This window comes from Azospirillum brasilense, assembly GCF_003349955.1.
Lineage (GTDB): Bacteria > Pseudomonadota > Alphaproteobacteria > Azospirillales > Azospirillaceae > Azospirillum > Azospirillum brasilense_B.
In genome coordinates, this window is sequence record NZ_QLKQ01000107.1 from 1 (window position 1) to 19,440 (window position 19,440).

The 19,440-nt window shown below is 68.3% G+C and carries 9 protein-coding genes; 4 read left to right on the forward strand and 5 right to left on the reverse strand.

The genetic code is table 11. The features are described 5' to 3' along the window. On the reverse strand, positions 1–12,136 hold a 12,136-nt coding region (locus DXK32_RS29355; RefSeq protein WP_162801407.1), incomplete at its 3' end, for a SwmB domain-containing protein. Positions 12,137–12,243: 107 nt separating this feature from the next. On the opposite strand from DXK32_RS29355, the gene DXK32_RS29360 reads away from it, so the two are divergent. From DXK32_RS29360 to DXK32_RS29370, 3 genes are all read left to right on the forward strand, one after another. Beyond that, complete coding sequence (locus tag DXK32_RS29360; RefSeq protein WP_114861730.1) at positions 12,244–13,140, forward strand: LysR family transcriptional regulator; 897 nt, start codon at positions 12,244–12,246, stop codon at positions 13,138–13,140. A 36-nt stretch (positions 13,141–13,176) separates the two neighbouring features. After that, positions 13,177–13,689, forward strand: coding sequence for a GNAT family N-acetyltransferase (locus DXK32_RS29365; RefSeq protein WP_114861731.1), 513 nt, complete (start codon positions 13,177–13,179; stop codon positions 13,687–13,689). A gap of 191 nt (positions 13,690–13,880) precedes the next feature. After that, complete coding sequence (locus tag DXK32_RS29370; protein ID WP_114861732.1) at positions 13,881–14,102, forward strand: hypothetical protein; 222 nt, start codon at positions 13,881–13,883, stop codon at positions 14,100–14,102. A gap of 22 nt (positions 14,103–14,124) precedes the next feature. Here DXK32_RS29370 and mepA read toward each other — a convergent pair whose 3' ends face one another. Continuing rightward, the gene (gene mepA / locus DXK32_RS29375) at positions 14,125–14,859 is read right to left on the reverse strand and encodes a penicillin-insensitive murein endopeptidase (protein WP_205215860.1); all 735 of its coding nucleotides are present in this window, start codon (positions 14,857–14,859) and stop codon (positions 14,125–14,127) included. 336 nt (positions 14,860–15,195) lie between these two features. On the opposite strand from mepA, the gene DXK32_RS29380 reads away from it, so the two are divergent. After that, positions 15,196–16,290, forward strand: coding sequence for a TRAP transporter substrate-binding protein (locus DXK32_RS29380; RefSeq protein ID WP_114861734.1), 1,095 nt, complete (start codon positions 15,196–15,198; stop codon positions 16,288–16,290). 56 nt (positions 16,291–16,346) lie between these two features. On the opposite strand, the gene DXK32_RS29385 is transcribed toward DXK32_RS29380, so the two are convergent. The 3 genes from DXK32_RS29385 to DXK32_RS29395 form a co-directional block, all read right to left on the reverse strand. After that, positions 16,347–18,014, reverse strand: coding sequence for a cation acetate symporter (locus DXK32_RS29385; RefSeq protein WP_114861735.1), 1,668 nt, complete (start codon positions 18,012–18,014; stop codon positions 16,347–16,349). Beyond that, a complete protein-coding gene (locus DXK32_RS29390) occupies positions 18,011–18,322 on the reverse strand; it encodes a DUF485 domain-containing protein (protein WP_114861736.1) in 312 nt (103 codons plus the stop codon). The genes DXK32_RS29385 and DXK32_RS29390 overlap by 4 nt, the downstream gene beginning before the upstream one ends. Positions 18,323–18,555: 233 nt before the next feature. Next, the gene (locus DXK32_RS29395) at positions 18,556–19,338 is read right to left on the reverse strand and encodes a phytochelatin synthase family protein (protein WP_114861737.1); all 783 of its coding nucleotides are present in this window, start codon (positions 19,336–19,338) and stop codon (positions 18,556–18,558) included. Positions 19,339–19,440: the final 102 nt, after the last annotated feature.

Sequence of the window (19,440 nt, forward strand, 5' to 3'; positions counted from 1 at the left end):
TCGCGGTGGCGAGGTCGATCGACCAGTTTCCACCGGTCGCCGTGGTGGTGTAGGTCGCCCCGCCCACCGTGACGGTCACCGTGCTGCCCGCCTCGGCCGTGCCGGTGAGGGTCGGCGTCGTGCTGTTGCTCAGCGCCGTGGTGACGGTCGGTGCGTTGGGCGCGGTGGTGTCGACGGTCAGGGTCTGCGTGCCGGCGGTGGACGTGTTGCCCGCCGCGTCGGTCGCCGTTGCCGAGACCGGGTTGGCGCCGTTGGCGTTCAGGCTGAGCGACCCGGCGGTTGGCGTCGCCGTGGCGAGGTCGATCGACCAGGCGCCACCGTTCGTGGCGGTGGTGGTGTAGGTGGCGCCGCCCACCGTGACGATGACGGTGCTGCCCGCCTCCGCCGTGCCGGCGATGGTCGGCGTCGTGCTGTTGGTCAGGGCGGCCGAGGTCACCGCCGGGGCGTTGGGCGCGGTGGTGTCGATGGTCAGGGTCTGCGTACCGGCGGTGGACGTGTTGCCCGCCGCATCGGTCGCCGTCGCCGAGACCGGGTTGGCGCCGTTGGCGTTCAGGCTGAGCGAGCCGGCGGTCGGCGTCGCCGTGGCGAGGTCGATCGACCAGGTGCCGCCGGTCGCCGTGGTGGTGTAGGTGGCGCCGCCGATAGTGACGGTGACGGTGCTGCCGGTCTCCGCCGTGCCGGCGATGGTCGGTGTCGCGCTGTTGCTCAGCGCCGTGGTGACGGTCGGGGCGTTGGGCGCGGTGGTGTCGACGGTCAGCGACTGCGTGCCCGGCGTCGAGACGTTGCCCGCCGCGTCGGTGGCGGTGGCCGAGACCGGGTTGGCGCCGTTGGCGTTGAGGCTCAGCGAGCCGGCGGTCGGCGTCGCCGTGGCGAGGTCGATGGACCAGGCGCCGCCGTTCGTGGCGGTGGTGGTGTAGGTAGCGCCGCCCACCGTGACGGTGACGGTGCTGCCCGCCTCCGCCGTGCCGGCAATGGTCGGCGTCGCGCTGTTGGTCAGAGCCGCGCTGGTCACCGCCGGGGCGTTGGGTGCGGTGGTGTCAACGGTCAACGACTGGGTGCCGGCGGTGGAGGTGTTGCCCGCCGCGTCGGTCGCCGTCGCCGAGACCGGGTTGGCGCCGTTGGCGTTCAGGCTCAGCGAGCCGGAGGCAGGCGTTGCCGTGGCGAGGTCGATGGACCAGGTGCCGCCGGTCGCCGTGGTGGTGTAGGTGGCGCCGCCCACCGTGACGGTGACGGTGCTGCCGGCTTCCGCCGTGCCGCCGATGGTCGGCGTCGCGCTGTTGGTCAGGGCGGCCGAGGTCACCGCGGGGGCGTTCGGAGCGGTGGTGTCGATGACCAACGTCTGGGTGCCCGGCGTCGAGACGTTGCCGGCGGTGTCGGTGGCCGTCGCCGAGACCGGGTTGCTCCCGTTGGTGTTCAGGCTCAGCGAGCCGGCGGTCGGCGTCGCCGTGGCGAGGTCGATCGACCAAGTGCCGCCGGTCGCCGTGGTGGTGTAGGTAGCGCCGCCCACCGTGACGGTGACGGTGCTGCCGGTTTCCGCCGTGCCGGCGATGGTCGGCGTCGCGCTGTTGCTCAGCGCCGTGGTGACGGACGGAGCGTTGGGAGCCACGCTGTCGATGGTCACCGTCAGCGTGCCGGAGGCCGGCGACGTGCCGGAGGCGTCGCTCGACACGGCGGTCAGGGAATGGGCGCCCTCGCCGAGCGAGGCCGTCGTGACGGTCCACAGACCGTTGGCGTCGGCCGTCACCGTGCCCAGCGCCGTCGCGCCCTCGTAAAGCACCACGGTGCTGAACGCCTTGGCCAGACCGGTGATCGCCGGAGCCGTGACGTTGGTCACCGCGTCCGTCGTCGAGCCGCTGTTGGACGCGGTCGTCAGCGCCAGATCCGCCGGAGTCGGCGGAATGTTGCGGAACAGGACGAGGCTGGCAAAGTTGCCGACCAGGGCGTCGAGATCGCCGTCACCGTCGATGTCCACGAGGCTCGGCGCCCCCATCATCCCGGCGTTGCTCAGCCCGAAGGGGTTGGTGCCGACCAGCGTGAAGCTGGGCGCCGTCGCCGTGCCGACGTTGCGGTAGACCACCGTGTCGCCGAGGATGTTGCCGATCAGGACGTCGAGGTCGCCGTCGCCGTCGAGGTCGACCATGGTCGGCGACGTCTGCGCCCCGGCATTGCCGAGGCCGAAGGGGTTGGTGCCGGCCAGGGTGAAGCTGGGCGCCGTCGCCGTGCCGACGTTGCGGTAGTACAGCAGGTCGCCGCCCTGGGTGCCGATCAGGATGTCGAGGGCGCCGTCGCCATCGAGATCCGCGATGACCGGCGAGGCGAGGCTTGGGGCATTGCTCAGGCCGAAGGGGTTGGTGGCCTCCAGGGTGAAGCTGGGCGCGGTTGCCGTGCCGACGTTGCGCAGGAACAGCAGGTTGCCGCTGTTGTTTCCGACCAGGACGTCGAGGTCGCCGTCGCCGTCGAGGTCAGCGAAGGTCGGGGTGGACATCGTCGTGCCGCTCAGCCCGAAGGGGGCGGTGGCGGCCTCCAGGGTGAAGCTGGGGGCGGTCGCGCTGCCGACGTTGCGGTAGAACTGGAAATTGACGCCAATGTTGCCGACCAGGGCGTCGAGGTCGCCGTCGCCGTCGATGTCCACGAAGACCGGCTTGGATTGCGGAAGGAGACCGCTGAGGCCGAAGGGGTTGGTGGCTTCCAGGACGAAGCTGGGGTCGCTGGCGACGCGGACGGTCTGACCGGTCAGCGCGCCCGCGGCGTTGCCGGCCGCGTCCGCCGTCTTCGCGCCGGAGCCCGGCGGGGTGTAGTCCACCGTGACGCTCTGGTAGACCGTCGCCCCGGCGTCGAGCGTCAGGGTGACCGTCTTGCCGTTGGTGGCCACCCCGGTGACCGTCCGCGCCACGCCGCCCACCAGCACCGTGAAGGCGCCGCTCGGAGTCTGGGCGCCGTCCAGCAACTCCGCATAGGTCAGGGTCAGCTGCGTCCCGCTCAGCGTCGCCGAGGTCAGCGTCGGCGCCCTGGTGTCGATGGTCACGCTCAGCGCGGTCGAGGCCGCCGAGGTGCCGGTGGAGTCGATCGTCACGGCGGTCAGCGAATGGGTGCCGTCGCTGAGCGAGGCCGACGTGACGGTCCACAGGCCGCCGGCGTCGGCCGTCGCCGTGCCCACCGCCACCGCCCCGTCGTACAGCACCACCGTGGACAGCGCCTGGGCCTGGCCGGTGATCGCGGGTGACGTGACGTTGGTCAGCGTGTCCGCCGCGGACCCGCTGTTGGAGCCGGCGGTCAGCGTGAGGCCGCCCGGCGCCGTCGGCAGGTTGCGGAACAGGATGATGCTGTTGCCGGTGCCGCCGCCGCCGGCCAGCAGGTCGAGGTCGCCGTCCCCATCGATGTCCACGAGGCTCGGGACCGACTTGAAGGTGACATTCTCCAGACCGAAGGGGTTGGTGCTCTCCAGCGTGAAGCTGGGCGCCGTCGCCGACCCGACGTTGCGGTAGAACACCATGTCGCCGTTGTAATTGCCGATCAGCGCGTCGAGGTCGCCGTCGCCGTCGATGTCCTGGAAGATCGGCTGGGCGTAGCTGCCGACGTCATCCAACCCGAAGGGGTTGGTGCCCGCCAGCGTGAAGCTGGGCGCCGTCGCCGACCCGACGTTGCGGTAGAACACCACATTGCCGTCGTAGTTGCCGATCAAGGCGTCGAGGTCGCCGTCGCCGTCGATGTCCACGAAGGAGGGGGTGGTGGCGGTTCCGACAGTGCCCAACCCGAAGGGATTGGTGCCCACCAGAGTGAAGGTGGGCGCCGTCGCCGTGCCGACGTTGCGGTAGACCACCGTGTTGCCGTTGAAGTCGCCGATCAGCGCGTCGAGCGTGCCGTTCCCGTCGATGTCCACGAAGGTCGGGGAGGCGTTCATATCGAGGCTGCTCAACCCGAAGGGGTTGGTGCCCGCCAGCGTGAAGCTGGGCGTCGTCGCCGATCCATCGTTCCGGTAGAACAGGATGGTGCCGTCGCTCATCCCGATCACGGCGTCAAGGTCACCGTCACCGTCGATGTCGGCGAAGGTCGGGATCGACCAGGGGGAGTTGGCGTTGAGGCCGAAGGGGTTGGTACCCTCCAACGCGAAGTTGGGGTCCTTCGGCACCGTCACCCCATAGCCGGTCAGAGCGCCAGCGGCGTTGCCGGCCGCGTCCGCCATCTTCGCGCCTGAGCCCGGCGGGGTGTAATCGATCGTAACGGTCTGATGGACGGACATCACGCCGGCGTCGAGCGTCAGGGTGACCGTCTTGCCGCTGGTGGCCACCCCGGTGACCGTCCGCGCCACGCCGCCCACCAGCACCGTGAAGGCGCCGGTCGGAGTCTGGGCGCCGTCCAGCAGCTCCGAATAGGTCAGCGTCAGCTGCGTCCCGCTCAGCACCGCCGAGGTCAGCGTCGGTGCCGCCGTGTCGATGGTCACGCTCAGCGCCGTCGAGGCCGACGAGGTGCCGTGGACGTTGCTCGACGTCACGGTCAGCGAGTGTGTGCCATCGCTCAGCGAGGCGGTGGAGAGCGTCCACAGGCCGGTGGAGGCGTCAGCCGTCACCGTGCCGATGGCCGTCGCGCCGTCGTACAGCACCACCGTCGACGAGGCAGCCGCCGTTCCGACGATCATCGGCGTCGCAACGTTGGTCAGCGTGTCGGCCGTCGAACCGCTGTTCGAACCGGCCGTCAGCGTCGGGGCCGTGGGGGTGGCGGGCGGCGGCGTGTTGTTGCGGTAGAGGACCGTCTTGCCGTCGTCCCGGCCGATCAGCGCGTCGAGGTCGCCGTCACCGTCGATGTCCGCGAAGGTCGGCTTCGCGTTGTTGCCGACATCCCCCAGGTTGAAGGGGTTGGTGCCCTCCAGCGTGAAGGTGGGCGACGCCGCTGTTCCGATGTTCCGATAGAGGACCGTGTTGCCGCTGTCGTTGCCGATCAGGGCGTCGAGGTCGCCATCCCCATCGATGTCCACGAAGATCGGTGTGGCGTTGCTTCCAACGGCGCCGAGGCCGAAGGGGTTGGTGGCCTCCAACGTGAACGTGGGCGCCGTCGCCGTTCCGACGTTTCGATAGAAAAGCGTGTCGCCATTCGCGTTGCCGACCAGGGCGTCGAGATCGCCGTCACCGTCGATGTCCGCCAGGGACGGCGACGCGAAGCCCCCGGCATTGCTCAAGCCGAAGGGATTGGTGCCCGCCAGGGTGAAGCTGGGCGCCGTCGCCGTCCCGACGTTGCGGTAGACGACGATGTCGCCGCCCGCGTTGCCGGCCAGCAGGTCGAGGTCGCCGTCGCCGTCGATGTCCGCGAGGGCCGGCTTGGCGAAGGCGGGCATGCCGCCGCCGACGGTGTTCAGGCCGAAGGGGTTGGTGCCCACCAGGGTGAAGCTGGGCGCCGTCGCCGTCCCGACGTTGCGGTAGACGACGATGTTGGCGTACCAGTCGCCCACCACCGCGTCGAGGTCGCCGTCGCCGTCGATGTCCACGAAGACCGGGGCGGACTGGCCGACGAAGCTGCCGATACCGAAGGGGTTGGTGGCTTCCAGGACGAAGCTGGGGTCTCCGCCCACGCGGACCGGCTGGCCGTTCAGCGCGCCCGCGGCGTTGCCGGCGACATCCACGGTCTTGGCGCCCGAGCCCGGCGGGGTGTAGCTGACCGTCGCGCCCTCATAGATCGAGGAGGCTCCGGCATCCAGCGTCAGGATGACCGCCCGGCCATCGGTGGCGACCGCGGTGACCGTCCGCGCTACGCCGCCCACCAGCACCGTGAAGGCGCCGGCCGGAGCCTGGGCGCCGTCCAGCAGCTCCGAATAGGTCAGCGTCAGCTGCGTTCCGCTCAGCACGGCCGAGGTCAGAGTCGGAGCCGCCGTGTCGATGGTCACGCTCAGCGCCGTCGAGGCCGCCGAGGCGCCGTTGGCGGTGTTTGCCTTGGCGGTCAGCGAATGCGCGCCGTCGCTCAGCGACGCGGACGTGATCGTCCACAGGCCCGCGCCGTCGGCCGTCGCCGTGCCCACCACCGTCGCCCCGTCGTACAGCACCACCGTGGCGGACGCCTCGGCCGTGCCGGTGATCGTCGGCGTCGTTATCTTGGTCAGCGTGTCCGTCGTCGAACCGCTGTTCGATCCCGCCGTCAGCGCCAGACCGTCCGGCGCGGCCGGCCGCGGCGGACCGTTGCGGAACAGCACCGTATTACCGTCCGTATTGCCGATCAGGGCGTCGAGGTCGCCGTCACCGTCGATGTCCACGAAGATCGGCGTGGCGTTGTCCCCGACATCGCCGAGACCGAAGGGGTTGGTGCCCTCCAGCACGAAGGTGGGCGCCGCCGCCGTTCCGACGTTGCGATAGAAGAACGTCTGGCCATCCCCGTTGCCGATCAGGGCATCGAGGTCGCCGTCGCCATCGATGTCCAACAGCTTCGGCGTCGCGCTGAACCCGACGTTGCCGAGGCCGAAGGGGTTGGTGGCCTCCAGCGTGAAGGTGGGCTGCGTCGCCGTCCCGACGTTGCGGTAGAAGACCGTGTGGCCGTCGTCGACGCCGATCAGGGCGTCGAGGTCGCCGTCACCGTCGATGTCCGCCAGTTCCACCGACGATCCGAACCCGGCGCGGCTGAGGCCGAAGGGGTTGGAGCCCTCCAGCGTGAAAGTGGGCGCCGTCGCCGTCCCGACGTTGCGATAGAAGTAGGTGTTGCCGCCGGCGGTGCCGACCAGGGCGTCGAGGCGGCCGTCGCCGTCAAGGTCGGCGAAGGTCGGCTGCGCCCCGCCGGACCCCACGGGGTTGAGGCCGAAGGGGTTGGTGCCCACCAGCGAGAAGGTGGGCTGCGTCGCCGTTCCGACGTTGCGGTAGAAGACGATCTTGCTGGCGAAATTGCCGACCAGGGCGTCGAGGTCGCCGTCGCCGTCGATGTCCACGAAGATCGGTGTGGCGTTGTCGCCGACATCGCCGAGGCCGAAGGGGTTGGTGCCCTCCAGGGTGAAGGTCGGATCACCGACCACCGTGACGGTCCGGCCGCTCAGCGCGCCCGCGGCGTTGCCCGCCGCGTCCGCCGTCTTCGCGCCCGAGCCCGGCGGGGTGTAGTCCACCGTGACGCTCTGATAGGGCGTCGCCCCGGCGTCGAGCGTCAGGGTGACGGTCCGGCCGCTGACCGCGACCGCGCTCACCGTCCGCGCCACGCCGCCCACCAGCACCGCGAAGGCGCCGGTGGGAGCCTGGGCGCCGTCCAGCGCTTCCGAATAGGTCAGGGTCAGCGTCGTGCCGTTCAGCCGCGCCGAGGCCAGCGTCGGTCCCGTCGTGTCGATGGTCACGCTCAGCGCCGTCGAGGCCGCGGACGTGCCGGTGTAATAGGCGCTGGTGGACTTCGCGGTCAGGGTGTGAAGGCCTTCGGCCAGCGTGCCCGTGGTCAGGGTCCATTGGCCGAGGGAATCCGCCGTGACGGTGCCGATCGCGGCGGCGCCGTCGTACAGCACCACCTCCGACAGCGGCACGGCCGAGCCGGTGATGGTCGGCGCCGTGTTGGCGGTGATGGTGTCGGCCGTCGAGCCGGTGTTGGTGCCGGCCGTCAGCGTCACGGCCGAGGGCGCCGCGGGCGGCGGCGGGCCCTGGAGGTAGACGACGAAGTTGCCGTCGCCATTGCCGATCAGCGCGTCGAGGTCGCCGTCGCCGTCGAGGTCGGCAAACACCGGCAGGGCGGCGGTGCCGACGTCGCCCAGGCCGAAGGGGTTGGTGCCGACCAGGGTGAAGCTGGGCGCCGCGTTGGTGCCGACGTTGCGGAACACCACCGTGTTGCCGTCGAAATTGCCGACCAGCACATCGAGGTCGCCGTCGTTGTCGATGTCCACGAAGGACGGCGTCGAGGCGAAGCCGACATCTTCAAGCCCGAAGGGGTTGGTGCCGACGACGGTGAAGCTGGGCGACGCCGACGTTCCGACGTTGCGGTACACGGTCAGGCTGCCGTCGTTGCCGCCGAGCAGCAGGTCGAGGTCGCCGTCGCCGTCCAGGTCCCAGAGGGCCGCCTTGGCGTAACCGCCGCCGACCTGGCCGATGCCGAAGGCGCTGGTGCCGACCATGGTGAAGCTGGGCGCCGTGGCGGTGCCGACGTTGCGGTACACCACCGTGAGGCCGGAGCCGTTGCCGAGCAGCAGGTCGAGGTCGCCGTCGCCGTCGAGATCGCCGAAGGTCGGCGTGCCGTACGTGGCGTTGACGAGGCCGTAGGGGTTGGTGCCGACGAAGGTGAAGCTGGGCGCCGCGGAGGTCCCGACGTTGCGGTAGAACTGGACGGACGAGCCGCTGCTGCCGGTCACCAGGTCGAGATCGCCGTCGCCGTCGATGTCGACCAGGGTCGGCCGGGCGGTCGAGCCGATGTCGACGAGGCCGAAGGGGTTGGTGCCGAGCAGGATGAAGTTGGCTTCGCCCGCCGTGACGTTGCGCGCCTCCCGGCCGGTCACCGCGGCGGCGGCGTTGCCGGCCACGTCCTGCGTCTTGGCGCCCGAGCCCGGCGGCGTGTAGCCGACCGTGACCGTCTGGTAGCGCTCCACCGCGCTGTCCAGCGTCAGCGTCACCGTCGTGCCGGAGGCGTCCGCCGCCGTCACCGTGCGCGCCACCCCGTTCACCATCACCGTGAAGGCGGACCCCGCCGCATCGGCGGCGCCGTCCAGCGCTTCCGAATAGGTCAGGGTCAGGGTCGTGCCGTTCACCGTCGCCGAAACCAGCGACGGCGGGGTGGTGTCGGGCGAGTTGTTGGTGACCGGCCGGGCGGTGAAGCTGGCGGCGTCGTCACCGTTGGTGGCCTGGACGGCGCTGGCGTCGTTGCCGGTGGTCGGGTCGGTGTAGGCGACCGTGACCGTGTCCGCGTCGGTGACGCCCTGGGCCAGCGTCAGCGTGACCGTCTTGTTGACGCCGTCCACGGCGACGTTGCTGACAGAAACCGTGGTGCCGCCGACCTTGACCTCGAAGGCGCCGGCCGCCGGCGGGTTGGCTGCGTCGAGGTCCTTGTCATAGGTCAGCACCAGCGTCGTACCGTTCACCGTCGCGCTTTGCACGACGGGCGGATTGGCGAGCGTCACCATGACGGAGCTGGAGATCGCCGAATTGGTGAGATCGATGCCGGTGGACATCGAGTAGATGCTGATGGGGAACGCGCCGGTCGTGTCGGTCCCGGAGGACATCACGTCGAAGGTCAGCGTGAAGGTGTCGCCCGAATTGACGATGCCGGTGATCGTCGGGGACAGGGTCGCGCTGCCCACCGACCAGCCGCTGGGTGCGTTGATCCCGAAGATCACGTTCGACCCGACCAGGGTCTTCGCCTGGGTGGCCGTCAGGGTGAAGGACACCTGCTGCGGCGTTCCCGGCGTGAAGGTGACGGACGGGTTCGTCGGGACGACCGTCAGGAACGGGCTGTAGCTGCTCGTGTTCGCGATCGATACCGTGGCGACCTTGTCGATCACCGTGGTGTTGGCGGACGCCCCGCTGTCGGTGATGGAGCGCAGGACGACCGAGCGGGTTTCGCTGCTGCCGGCGGCGACGCTGGACGAGCCCGTGTTCTTGTAGGCGATGCCGTCGATCAGCGTGTCCATGCCGCCGTTGCTCAGCGCCATGCCGCTCAGAGTCACCGTGGCGACGCCGTTCGCCAGCGTGACCGCGTAGTTGCCGCTGGCGAAGCTGCCCGAGCTGCCGTTGCTCAGCGCGATGTCGGTGCCGCCGATGCTCAGGAACTCGGTGCTGCCGGTGCCGCCGACGTTGTGGACGGTCAGCACCATGCCGGTGAAGGTCTGCCCGCTGTCGACCGTGGAGGCGGTCACCCCGTCGAACAGGTCGGTGCCGCCGCTGCCCTGGCCGGATTGGAAGCCGCCGTCCTTGGCGGTCAGCGCCAGCGTCGGCGGGACGCCGTTCGGGTCGGGCGTGGTGTTGGTCACCGACTGGCCGGCGAAGGTCGCGGCGTCTAGCCCGCCGCCAAAGGACTGGATGGCGTTGGCGTCGTCGCCCACGGTGGGATCGGTGTAGGAGACGGTGACCACGGCGCCGTAGGCGACCGGCTGGGCGAGCGTCAGCGTGACCGTCTTGGTCGCGGTGTCCACGGCGACGCCGCTGACGGTCACCGGGGAGCCGCCGGCCATGACGGTGAAGCTGCCCGTGGACGGAACGTTCACGGCGTCGAGCGCCGTGTCGTAGGTCAGCACCAGCGACGCGCCGTTGACCGCGGCGCTTTGCAGGACCGGCGTCGGCGCGGCGCCGATGGTGACGACGGTGGTGATGCCGGTAAGGCTGGCGCTGTTGCTGCTGCCGCCGTTGTCGGTGACGCCGGACAGGGTGATGATGCGCTGGCCGTCGGACGGCGTGCTGCTCAGCAGAACGGCGATGTTGTTGTAGGCGATGCCGTCGACGAACGACGCCATCTCGCTGTTCGTCAATTGCAGGCCGCTGATCGTCACCGTGGCGACGCCACCGCTGACCGTGGTGCTGGCCGTCACCCCGCCGACGGGCATGGAGGTGGCGCCATGGTTCAGGGAAATGGTCGCGGACGACTGCCCGGGAACCATGAAGACCAGCATTTCCGACGCGCCGTCCAGGACGCCGGTCACCGTGAAGGTCAGGCTGGTGAAGAGCTGGCCGGTGTCGTTGGTGTCGGCCGTGACCGTCGAGAACAGATCGACGGCGTTCGTGTAGCTGGTGAAGGTGCTGGCGGTGCCGGTGGCCGTCAGCGTCGGTGCAACGAAGGTGGGCGGCGGCAGCGCGGTCACGGTCACCGTGGTGGAAATGCCGGTGAGGGTGGAGGTGTTGTTGCTGCCGCCGTCGTCGGTGACGCCGGTGATGCTGATCACGCGGTCGCCCGCCGTCACGGTGCCGGGGACGGATTGCGTTCCGGTGGCGTTGTGGTACTGCAGGTTGTCGATGAGCGTGGCGAGTTCGCTCTCGGTGAAGGACCCGTTGATGACCACGGTGGCGGTGTAGCCGCTCGGCTGGGCCGCGGCGAGGCTGACCGTCGCCGACGCGGTGGCTCCGGCGCCGAGCCCGATGTGGGTGCCGGTCGTCAGCGGGATCAGGCCGAAGGCGGTGGCGAACAGACCCTCGGAGTCGACGCCGCTGACGCCGGTGACGGTCAGTTCCAGGCTGGTGAAGGTCTGGTTGGAGTCGTTGGTCAGCGCCGTCACCGACGAGAACAGGTCCACGCCGTTGACATCGCCCTGCGCCTGGGTCCCCGTGGTGCCCGTCGCGGTCAGCGTCGGCGCCGTCCCCGGACGCCCAGACGCAACAAGGACCGATTTCGAGAAGCCCGCGACATCCTCGCCGGTAGAGCCCTGCAGAATGCTGGCGCTGTCGTCACCGGACGGATCGTAATAGTTGATGTCGACGATGTCGCCGGAGGTTAGCGTGACGCTCTGAAGCGTGAGCGTGAGCGTGTTTCCGGAAACGACCGCCGACGATACGCTTCGCGCCGCTCCGTTGATCTGGACTTGGCTGGGTTCGAGAAACCCACCCGGTCCCTGGAACAGCGTCAGCGCCGGCTGGGTGCTGCTGTCGAGCGCCGAATCGAATGTCAGCGTGATCGTGCTTTCGCCGACATAGCCAACCCAGGACACCAGGACCGGCGCGGCCATGATCCCCCGATACCCCTCGAATCGCAGCGACTCCGTGGCGACGGCGCCGTGCACCCAGTCGAGGTCCCAGTCGCCGCCCCGCTCCGCCGCGCCCGTGGGCGTCCGCGAGGCCGCGACGTTGGCGCCCGTCGTCTCCCCCAGCGCTTTCAGAAAGTCCGGTCCATGACCGGCCGCCACGTTGCAGCCGTACAGCAGGATGTCGCCATCCGGGGCGAGGCTGGAGGCGATGGAGGCAAGCTCTTCCACGCGGTGGGCCAGGGCCGTGGTGTCGAACCGGCCGGAGCCGAGTTGAAGGCCGCCTTCGAAGCCATGGCTGAGCACATGAATGGCGTGAATGTCGCGGCGGCCGTCCAGCGCCCGCGCCATCGTCGTCATGCCGTCCGCACGGCTGTCGATCAGGACGACCTCGATGCCGGCCGGCGTCCCGGCCTCCAGCGCCTGCCAGTCATCGAGCGCCGTATCGATGAACGCGACCTCAAGCCTCGGAACCTCGGAAGCGCCCTCACAGCCCAGGATAGCGGGGACGGGCCGGGACACGGTCGGATGGAGCATGGGAAGCATTCCTCGAAGGGGTTAGGCGCTTTGGGACCTCCTTTCGGCCTATACACATGTAAGTTGCTTGAGTAAAATGCAGGGTTATAAAGTCCGGAATTCACGCCATGAATTTGACCCGCATCGACTTGAATTTGCTGGTGGTTTTCGATGCGATCGCGCGCACCGGTTCGGTGAAGGATGCGGCTCCGCAACTGGCGCTGAGCCAACCGGCGGTGAGTCATGCGTTGAACCGGCTCCGGGTCCTGATGGACGACCCGCTGTTCGTGCGCGCCCGCAACCGGCTGGTGCCGACGGAACGGGCACAATCAATGATTGGCCCGGTGGCGGAAATTCTCCAATCCATCCGCGTCCTGATGAACTCCGACAGACCGGACGCGGTCGAGGACAACCAGCATTTCCGGATCGGCATCAGCGACTTCGCCGCCCTGACCATCGTGCCCAGGATTACCCGGAAACTTCAGCAGATCGCTCCCAACGTGACCCTGGAACTGGTCAACGTCGGGGAGAACACCCTGAATCAACTGGCTGGCGGCGAACTCGATTGCACTTTCTGGGGGCTTCAGCCACCGGAATCACCCTATCTGTCGCAATTCCTGTTCCATGACAGTTTCATTGGCTTCTGTTGCGCGGAGCATCCTCTTGTGGAACTGATCGACGAGGGGATTTCTCTTGATGAATACCTGCGTTTTCCACACGCGATCGCTCAGTTCCGCGCCTCGGGCTTGAGTCCGATCGATGTCTTCCTGAAGGGCATCGGGCGTCACCGCAACATCGCCCTGCGTTCCCCGAGTTTCATGAGCAACATCACCGCCATCGTCGGGACAAAGATGGTCGCCACCCTGCCATCGCGCCTGGAATTGATCGCCCTGTCCCAAGGCCTGTTGTCCTTCCCGTTGCCGTTCCTGATCCCGAATTTCAATTACTCCCTGGTCTGGCACCGCCGCACCGAAGCCGATCCTTCCGGAATCTGGCTGCGGCGTCTGCTGACTGAAATATGCTGAGTTTCCAACCCCTCATGCCTTGGGAATGGGGCGTCAATGATCCGCATAAGACCGACGAGCCCATGCGATGTCCCTGCTCTGCCAGGAATTGAACGCAGTTCCGGCGAGATCTTCCGACAATGGGCCGGGCTGGAGTGGATCGCCGATGACGACGTCCAGTCGGACGACCGGCATCGCGCCCTGATCGCCGATGGCGTCGCGTGCGTTGCCGAGATGGAAGGATTCGGCATTGCCGCCTTCCTGAACGGGACGGTCTGCCCCGATGCTCTTCACATCTGGCAGGTGGCCGTCCATCGGGAGCACCAGGGGCGCGGCATTGGGCGGCGATTGATCGAAGCGGCCCAGCGCCTTGCCGCCGACCACGGCATTCCCTCCCTGACGTTGACGACCTTCAGGGCGGTGCCGTGGAATGAGCCCTATTATCAGAGACTTGGATTCACCACCCTGGATAACGCACGGCTCGGCCCCCGGCTGAAGGCGGTTCTGGATGCGGAGCAACAGGCGGGGCTCCCCATCGCACAGCGTTGCGCCATGAGGAAAATGCTCTGACGTCGACCCGCCGTGCGCCAGCAACCGGAGTCCATGGAGGGTGCACGCAAGGCTGACCGGTGCAACAATTCGCCATCCAAACACTTGAGTCGGCTGTAATTTTCTCGCTTCGCTGCGTTGCACACTCTGCGTATCTGGTATTTGGTATACCAATATACAATCATCTCCATCAGACACGAGGGAGATGCACCATGGCTTACACCACCGCTTCGCACACCGATCATGACGGCGCTCTGTCCGGGATCGTCAAGGGCGTCCGCGCGTTCGTGAGCGCCTGGTTCGAAACCTCCGCCGCCTACGTCGTCTATCGTGAGCTGTCGGCCCTGAGCCGGGCGGAACTGGCCTCCCGCGACCTGCGCCGCGAGGACATCGGCCGCGTCGCCATGGACCTGCCGACGCTGATGCGCGAGTAAACCGCACACCACCGACGAAGGCTCAGTTCCCGGCCAGAACCGCCAGACAGGCCGCGGGCGGCTCGGGAATGACCCTGGGCGGCCGGGGCCCCGGCGCTTCCTTCGGGGGCTCGAACCAGCTCAGAAGCTCCTGTCCGCAGCCGTCGCCCGGCGGGATGGGCGCCTGCGGAACGCAGGCCGTCGATCCCGCCGGGCAGTTCATCCGCACATGGAAATGCGAGTCGTGTCCGGCCCAGGGGCGCACGGCGTTCAGCCAGGAACGGTCGCCCTGCCCGCTCAGGCACAGCGCCAGCTTGATCGCCGGGTTCACGAACACCCGCGCGACCTTCGGGCTCGTCGCCGCCAGTTGCAGAAGGCGGGCCTGACGGGGGCCGAACCGCTCCGGCAGGACGCGCTGGGTCTGCCGGTCCACCATGGTCGGAAAGTCCGTACGCTCCCGCGCCTCGCGCGCGAGAGGCGGCTGGTCGAGATCGAACCACACATCCACGTCGAGGCCGATCTGGTGACTGGCGTGCCCGCTTTCCATGCGGCCGCCATAAAGCTTGGAGATGTCGCCGATGGCCAGACGCCCCAGCCGCTCGGCCTGCGCCTGGCGGGCAAGCTCCTGGACGAACGCGATGGTGTCGGGGTGTCCGTGGTTCCGGTTCCGCGACAGGTTGACCGCCTGATAGCCGGGGCCCTCGGGAGGGAGCGTCTGGGCGCCGCGAATGCAGCCGTTGGCGTAGCTGCCGATCGGCTGCGCCGGAAGGGACGGCATCGGCGACGGCAAGGCCACCCTATCGATGTCCCTCGGCACGGCGCCGGAAAGCGGGGGGGCCGATCGGAGGGCCGTGTCGGCCGCCTCCGCGCCGCCGGTGAACCAAACGCCGCACACGATCGTCAGCGCCGCGAAAGACCATCGTCGAGCCATGACCGGCCTGGACCCTCTCATCGTTGACCCGGCCCGACATTAGCACGGTGCGCGCGGTGTCGGCGTTGCATTGGTTGGGCGGCGGGTGGGCGGCGCGGCTCCGTCTTTTTCTTGTTGCGCGCGCCCCGGCGATGCAGAATCCCTCCCATAATTGAAAAGAATGGGAAGGGAGAGTCCCCCGCCATGAAACGTCGTTCCTTTCTGACCAGCGCCGGGGTCGGTCTGGCGGCCAGCACCGTCGCCGCCGCACCGGCCATCGCGCAGAGCCAGCCCGAGATCAAGTGGCGCATGGCGTCGAGCTACCCCAAGAGCCTCGACACCATCTTCGGCGGGGCGGAGTTGATCGCCCGCCGGGTCGCCGCCGCCACCGACAACAAGTTCCAGATCCGCACCTTCGCGGCGGGCGAGATCGTCCCGGCGCTCCAGGTGCTGGACGCGGTGCAGAACGGCACGATCGAATGCGGCCAGTCCGCCGCCTATTTCTACATCGGCAAGGACCCGACCTTCTGCTTCGACACGGCCATGCCCTTCGGCCTTAACACCCGCCAGCACATCTCCTGGATGATGCACGGCGGCGGGCTGGAGCTGATGCGGGAGCTGTTCCGGGAGCACAACATCTACAACATCCCCGCCGGCAACACGACGGCCCAGATGGGCGGCTGGTTCCGCAAGGAAATCAAGACGGTGGAGGATCTCAGCGGCCTCAAGATGCGGGTCGGCGGGCTGGCCGGGCAGATTATGGGCAAGCTGGGCCTCGTCCCGCAGCAGATCGGCGGCGGCGACATCTACCCGGCGCTGGAGCGCGGCACCATCGACGCGGCGGAGTTCGTCGGCCCCTACGACGACGAGAAGCTGGGCTTCCACAAGGTCGCCAAATACTACTACTCGCCGGGCTGGTGGGAGGGCTCCGCCCAGATCCCGCTGATGATCAACATCACCGCCTGGGAACAGCTTCCCGAGTCCTACAAGACGATCCTGGAGCAGGCCTGCTGGGAGGCCAACACCTGGATGATCGCCAAGTACGACGCCGTCAACGCCGCGGCGCTGAAGCGTCTGGTCGCCGGCGGCGCCCAGCTCCGCGCCTTCCCGCGCGAGGTCATGATGGCCTGCGAGAAGATCGCCAACGAGCTGTATGACGAGCTGTCGGCGAAGAACCCGCGCTTCAAGAAGGTCTACGAGGCGTGGAAGCCCTTCCGCGACGAGGAGCGGCTGTGGTTCCGCGTCGCCGAGAACAGCTTCGACTCCTACGTCTATTCCCAGTCGGCGCAGCGACGCTGACGGGAACACGGCCCCTCCCCGTCCCGGGACGGAGAGGGGCCATTTTCTTCACACGGTCAGTGCGAAACCGCGCTGGCGGCGCCCAGGCCGGTTTCCGAGCGGATGTACTGGTACTCGTAGGCCTTCGCCTCCGCCGCCGCCCGCGCGCTGCGGTCGGTGACCGAGAAGATCCAGGTCGTCGCGAAGGCGATGACCATCGAGAACAGCGCCGGATGCTCGTAGGGAAAGATCGGCGTCGGGAACTTGAAGACGCTGACCCACACGGTCGGCCCCAGCACCACGAAGGCGACGCAGCTCACCAGACCGGCGAAGCCGCCGATGAAGGCGCCGCGCGTGGTCAGCCCCTTCCAGAAGATCGACAGGATCAGCACCGGGAAATTGACCGAGGCCGCCAGACCGAAGGCCAGCCCGACCATGAAGGCGATGTTCTGGTTCTCGAACAGCAGGCCCAGCGTGATGGCGATGACGCCGAGCGCCAGCGTGGCGAGGCGCGACACGCGCATCTCCGACGCCTCGGTGGCGTTGCCCTTCTTGAGGACGCGGGCGTAGAGGTCGTGGCTGACCGCCGACGCGCCGGCCAGCGTCAGGCCGGCGACCACCGCCAGGATGGTGGCGAAGGCGACCGCCGAGATGAAGCCGAGGAAGAGGTTGCCGCCGATGGCCTTGGACAGGTGGATGGCCGCCATGTTGCCGCCGCCCAGGATCTTGCCCGCCGCGTCCAGATAGGCCGGGTTGGTGCCGACGATCACGATGGCGAGGAAGCCGATGGTCACCGTCAGGATGAAGAAGTAGCCGATGAAGCCGGTGGCGTAGACGACCGACTTGCGCGCCTCCTTGGCGTCGGGAACCGTGAAGAAGCGCATCAGGATGTGCGGCAGCCCCGCCGGTCCGCACATCAGCGCGAGGCTGAGCGACACCGCGGCGATGGGATCGGCCATGGCGGCGCTGGGGCGCAGGATGGCGGCGTTCGCGGCGTGGGCGGCGACGGCCTGCTGGAGCAGCCGCTCCGGATTGAAGCCGAATTGCGCCAGCGCCAGCCCGACCAGCACGGTGCAGCCGCCGAGCAGCATCACCGCCTTGATGATCTGCACCCAGGTGGTCGCCAGCATGCCGCCGAAGGTGACGTAGAGGATCATCAGCACGCCGACCATCACCACGGCGTAGGTGTAGTCCAGGCCGAAGAGGAGCTGGATCAGCTTGCCCGCTCCGACCATTTGCGCGATGAGGTAGAAGCAGACCACGGTCAGCGACCCGACCGCCGCCAGCGAGCGGATCGGCGTCTGGCCCAGCCGGTAGGAGGCCACGTCGGCGAAGGTGAAGCGGCCGAGGTTGCGCAGCCGCTCGGCGATCAGGAACAGCATCAGCGGCCAGCCGACCAGGAAGCCGATGGTGTAGATCACCCCGTCGAAGCCCTTGGCGAAGACCATGCCCGACAGGCCGAGGAAGGCCGCCGCCGACATGTAGTCGCCGGCGATGGCCAGCCCGTTCTGGAAGCCGCTGATGCCGCCGCCGGCGGTGTAGAAGTCCGACGCCGAGCGGGTGCGCTTGGACGCCCAATAGGTGATGCCCAGCGTGCCCGCGACGAACAGCAGGAACATGGCGATGGCCGTCACATTGACCGGCTGGCGCTCCACCGCGCCGTCGATGGCGGCGGCGAAGGCGGACCCGGCACCCAGCGCCGGCAGCAGCGCGGCGGCGGAAGCGAGACGACGCGCGGCGCTCATCGACCCACCTCGTTCAGCAGGTCGCGGTTCATCGCGTCGTAGCGGCGGTTGGCGCGCAGCACGTAGACGCCGGTCATCAGCGAGCAGAAGACGGTGATGACGATGCCGGCGGCCAGCCCGACCGGGAAGGTCATGCCCTCGGCCAGCGGGCGCGCCATCAACTCGGGCGCCAGCGCCGAGGCGAACACGAAGGCGTAGTAGACCGCCAGGACGATCAGCGCCAGCCGCCAGCTGAAGCGCGCTCGGCTCGCCGTCATCGCGGCGAACTTCGGGTTGGACAGCACCCGCTCGTAAATCTCGTCGGACATGGTTCTTATCGCTTTTTTCTTGGAACCCGGGCATTGCGCATCGCAGCAATACCCTGGCTGCATGGCAGCGAAAAAGCGAAATTAAATTCCTTGGATGGCGAACAAGAGAAAGATTCGCTCAAAATTCGGCAACATTAACCGCAAGGCGGTTGATTCTTAGCCAAAATTCGGTTGATAGACCGTCTCGGAATGCGACAACCGGTCGCGCTGCGCCGCAACATGAGTCAACGCTGTTATCCCGCTGTCCGCCCCTTCAGCCGGGCATCCTTCAGCCGCACATGGATCAGGCCGCTGCCGGTGGGGTCGGAGCGGTCGGGCTTGACCATCGCCTCCAGCAGCTTCTCGTCGCTCGACCAGTAGGGCACGTACCACAGCCGGTCCACATCCATGACCAGCACCCGGCGGGTTTGCGCGTCGTAGGCGCCGAGCGGCGCGATGTGGCCCACTGTGGCGTCGCCGGTCAGCGTGCCCTGGTCGTAGGCCAGCAGAATGATGTCGCTGTCGTCGCGCTCGTTCTCGTCCAGGATGCGCCGCAATTCGCCCAGCGTTTCCGGAGAGGTGTCCTTCGGCCGGAAGACCTCCACCGTGGCGTCCAGCCCGAAGGCGTCCACCGACCTCTGAACCAGCCCGGCGAAGTCCGCGAAGGACACGCCGTCCCCGTTCTCCGCGGTGGCCGCCTTCCAGCCGTCGTCGTCCACCTCGTTCAGCACCCGCGCCTGGGTGACCAGCCGGTTGGACGAGAGCGGCGGCAGCCCGCGCAGCGCGTTGATCATCATCGCCACGCTGGCGACCGAACAGGCGCTGCCCGTCTGCTGGGCCGTGTAGTAGGGCATCATGGCCCAGAAGTCCGGCGCCCCGGCCCGGCGCAGATAGCCGCTGTCATCGGTCATCGGCACGGCGTCCGGGCCGAACTTCGGCTTCGTCTCGCTCTGCGCGTCCTGCGCCGTGGCGGGTTGGGCCGCCAGACAGGAGACCGCGCACAGGGCCAGCATTGCCGAGCGGAACGGTGCCGTCATCGCCGACGTCTTCCTCTTTGTTGTCACGGTGGGTGCCTCTGCCGGCTCTAGGTCCTGTCTGACGAGCCTATTGACGTTGTGCTTCAGAGCGCAAGGTCAGTT

Bases quoted from the DNA above. Each gene is read 5' to 3' on its own strand.
- DXK32_RS29360 (WP_114861730.1), top strand. From the start codon at position 12,244: ATGAATTTGACCCGCATCGACTTGAATTTGCTGGTGGTTTTCGATGCG.
- DXK32_RS29365 (WP_114861731.1), top strand. From the start codon at position 13,177: ATGATCCGCATAAGACCGACGAGCCCATGCGATGTCCCTGCTCTGCCA.
- DXK32_RS29370 (WP_114861732.1), top strand. From the start codon at position 13,881: ATGGCTTACACCACCGCTTCGCACACCGATCATGACGGCGCTCTGTCC.
- mepA (WP_205215860.1), bottom strand. From the start codon at position 14,859: ATGCCGTCCCTTCCGGCGCAGCCGATCGGCAGCTACGCCAACGGCTGC.
- DXK32_RS29380 (WP_114861734.1), top strand. From the start codon at position 15,196: ATGAAACGTCGTTCCTTTCTGACCAGCGCCGGGGTCGGTCTGGCGGCC.
- DXK32_RS29385 (WP_114861735.1), bottom strand. From the start codon at position 18,014: ATGAGCGCCGCGCGTCGTCTCGCTTCCGCCGCCGCGCTGCTGCCGGCG.
- DXK32_RS29390 (WP_114861736.1), bottom strand. From the start codon at position 18,322: ATGTCCGACGAGATTTACGAGCGGGTGCTGTCCAACCCGAAGTTCGCC.
- DXK32_RS29395 (WP_114861737.1), bottom strand. From the start codon at position 19,338: ATGACGGCACCGTTCCGCTCGGCAATGCTGGCCCTGTGCGCGGTCTCC.